The organism is Pseudoalteromonas sp. SR41-8, assembly GCF_014163915.1.
GTDB classification, from domain to species: Bacteria; Pseudomonadota; Gammaproteobacteria; order Enterobacterales; family Alteromonadaceae; genus Pseudoalteromonas; species Pseudoalteromonas rhizosphaerae.
In genome coordinates, this window is sequence record NZ_JACJEE010000061.1 from 1,803 (window position 1) to 5,192 (window position 3,390).

The 3,390-nt window shown below is 48.1% G+C and carries 1 rRNA gene; it reads left to right on the top strand.

The features are described 5' to 3' along the window. The first annotated feature begins 406 nt into the window (after positions 1-406). Positions 407-3,293: ribosomal RNA gene (locus H5162_RS20885) — 23S ribosomal RNA — on the top strand. Positions 3,294-3,390: the final 97 nt, after the last annotated feature.

Sequence of the window (3,390 nt, forward strand, 5' to 3'; positions counted from 1 at the left end):
AAGTAGATAGTCTAACCCTCGGGAGGACGTTTACCACGGAGTGATTCATGACTGGGGTGAAGTCGTAACAAGGTAGCCCTAGGGGAACCTGGGGCTGGATCACCTCCTTATACGATTTAGAACTTATTTGTTCGTAGTGTCCACACAGATGATTGTTAATTAGTGCGTGTCCCTTTGGGATAACTAATTAATATGCTCTTTAAAAATTTGGAAAAGCTGATAATAAAATTCGTATAAATACAGTGTATTTGTACAGAGTTTTCAAAAGTAAAAAAGAATGATAGCAGTATCATTCAGTGCCATTTAATGAACGTTTACGTTTGTTGATTGGTATCTACTTTAGTATTCAATATTAACTTCTGGCGAAGTTAAACTGTCACGAAACAAAGACCCGTTTGGGTTGTATGGTTAAGTGACTAAGCGTACACGGTGGATGCCTTGGCAGTTGGAGGCGATGAAGGACGTATTAACTTGCGATAAGCCTAGTCAAGCTAGTAAAAAGCACTTGAGACTAGGATTTCCGAATGGGGAAACCCACCTGCTTGCAGGTATCGTTAACTGAATACATAGGTTAACGAGGCGAACGCGGAGAACTGAAACATCTAAGTACCCGTAGGAAAAGAAATCAACCGAGATTCCGAAAGTAGCGGCGAGCGAAATCGGAACAGCCCTTAAGCTTAATTGGTGTTAATGGAAGGCTCTGGAAAGTGCCACGATACAGGGTGATAGTCCCGTACATGAAAATCCCTTTTAAGTGAAATCGAGTAGGTCGGAGCACGTGAAACTTTGACTGAATATAGGTGGACCATCATCTAAGGCTAAATACTCCCAACTGACCGATAGTGAACCAGTACCGTGAGGGAAAGGCGAAAAGAACCCCTGTGAGGGGAGTGAAATAGAACCTGAAACCGTGTACGTACAAGCAGTAGGAGCCCACTTGTTGGGTGACTGCGTACCTTTTGTATAATGGGTCAGCGACTTATATTTTGTAGCGAGGTTAACCGAATAGGGTAGCCGTAGGGAAACCGAGTCTTAACTGGGCGAATAGTTGCAAGGTATAGACCCGAAACCCGGTGATCTAGCCATGGGCAGGTTGAAGGTTGAGTAACATCAACTGGAGGACCGAACCCACTAACGTTGAAAAGTTAGGGGATGACCTGTGGCTAGGAGTGAAAGGCTAATCAAACCGGGAGATAGCTGGTTCTCCCCGAAATCTATTTAGGTAGAGCCTCGGACGAATACTTACGGGGGTAGAGCACTGTTAAGGCTAGGGGGTCATCCCGACTTACCAACCCTTTGCAAACTCCGAATACCGTAAAGTAATATCCGGGAGACACACGGCGGGTGCTAACGTCCGTCGTGAAGAGGGAAACAACCCAGACCGCCAGCTAAGGTCCCAAAGTCATAGTTAAGTGGGAAACGATGTGGAAAGGCCCAGACAGCCAGGAGGTTGGCTTAGAAGCAGCCATCCTTTAAAGAAAGCGTAATAGCTCACTGGTCGAGTCGGTCTGCGCGGAAGATGTAACGGGGCTAAACTATGCACCGAAGCTGCGGATTCAGAATTTATTCTGAGTGGTAGGGGAGCGTTCTGTAAGCGGTTGAAGGTGTACCGGGAGGTATGCTGGACGTATCAGAAGTGCGAATGCTGACATGAGTAACGATAATGCGGGTGAAAAACCCGCACGCCGGAAGACCAAGGGTTCCTATCCCATGTTAATCAGGGTAGGGTAAGTCGACCCCTAAGGCGAGGCCGAAAGGCGTAGTCGATGGGAAACGGATTAATATTTCCGTACTTGGTATAATTGCGATGGGGGGACGGAGCAGGCTAAGCAAGCATGGCGTTGGTAGTCCATGTGAAAGTGAGTAGGCTAGTGACTTAGGTAAATCCGGGTTGCTGTTAGGCTGAGACACGAGACGAGTCACTAAGGTGATGAAGTTGCTGATGCCATACTTCCAGGAAAAGCCTCTAAGCTTCAGATTATACCGAATCGTACCCCAAACCGACACAGGTGGTCAGGTAGAGAATACTAAGGCGCTTGAGAGAACTCGGGTGAAGGAACTAGGCAAAATCGTACCGTAACTTCGGGAGAAGGTACGCTCCGATTGGTGATGGGACTTGCTCCCTAAGCTGATTGGAGCCGCAGTGACCAGGTGGCTGGGACTGTTTATTAAAAACACAGCACTGTGCAAAATCGCAAGATGACGTATACGGTGTGACACCTGCCCGGTGCCGGAAGGTTAATTGATGGGGTTATCTTCGGAGAAGCTCTTGATCGAAGCCCCGGTAAACGGCGGCCGTAACTATAACGGTCCTAAGGTAGCGAAATTCCTTGTCGGGTAAGTTCCGACCTGCACGAATGGTGTAACCATGGCCACGCTGTCTCCACCCGAGACTCAGTGAAATTGAAATCGCAGTGAAGATGCTGTGTACCCGCGGCTAGACGGAAAGACCCCGTGAACCTTTACTACAGCTTGGCACTGAACATTGAACCTACATGTGTAGGATAGGTGGGAGACTTTGAAGATGAGACGCTAGTTTTGTTGGAGTCGTCCTTGAAATACCACCCTTGTAGTTTTGATGTTCTAACGTTGGCCCCTGAATCGGGGTTACGGACAGTGCCTGGTGGGTAGTTTGACTGGGGCGGTCTCCTCCCAAAGAGTAACGGAGGAGCACGAAGGTTGGCTAAGTACGGTCGGACATCGTACGGTTAGTGTAATGGTAGAAGCCAGCTTAACTGCGAGACAGACACGTCGAGCAGGTACGAAAGTAGGTCATAGTGATCCGGTGGTTCTGAATGGAAGGGCCATCGCTCAACGGATAAAAGGTACTCCGGGGATAACAGGCTGATACCGCCCAAGAGTTCATATCGACGGCGGTGTTTGGCACCTCGATGTCGGCTCATCACATCCTGGGGCTGAAGTCGGTCCCAAGGGTATGGCTGTTCGCCATTTAAAGTGGTACGCGAGCTGGGTTTAGAACGTCGTGAGACAGTTCGGTCCCTATCTGCCGTGGGCGTTTGAGAATTGAGAGGGGTTGCTCCTAGTACGAGAGGACCGGAGTGAACGAACCGCTGGTGTTCGGGTTGTCATGCCAATGGCATTGCCCGGTAGCTACGTTCGGAACTGATAAGCGCTGAAAGCATCTAAGCGCGAAGCAGGCCTCGAGATGAGTTCTCACTAGAGCTTTAAGCTCTCTGAAGGGCCGTTGAAGACTACAACGTTGATAGGCAAGATGTGGAAGCATAGTGATATGTTAAGCTAACTTGTACTAATTACCCGTGAGGCTTAACCATACAACGCCAAACGCGTTTTATGTGATAGTTGATAGCGCAAGAAGTTAATAGACTAAAGTAGATTTACTGAAAACTTTATTATCAGAATTCCAAATTT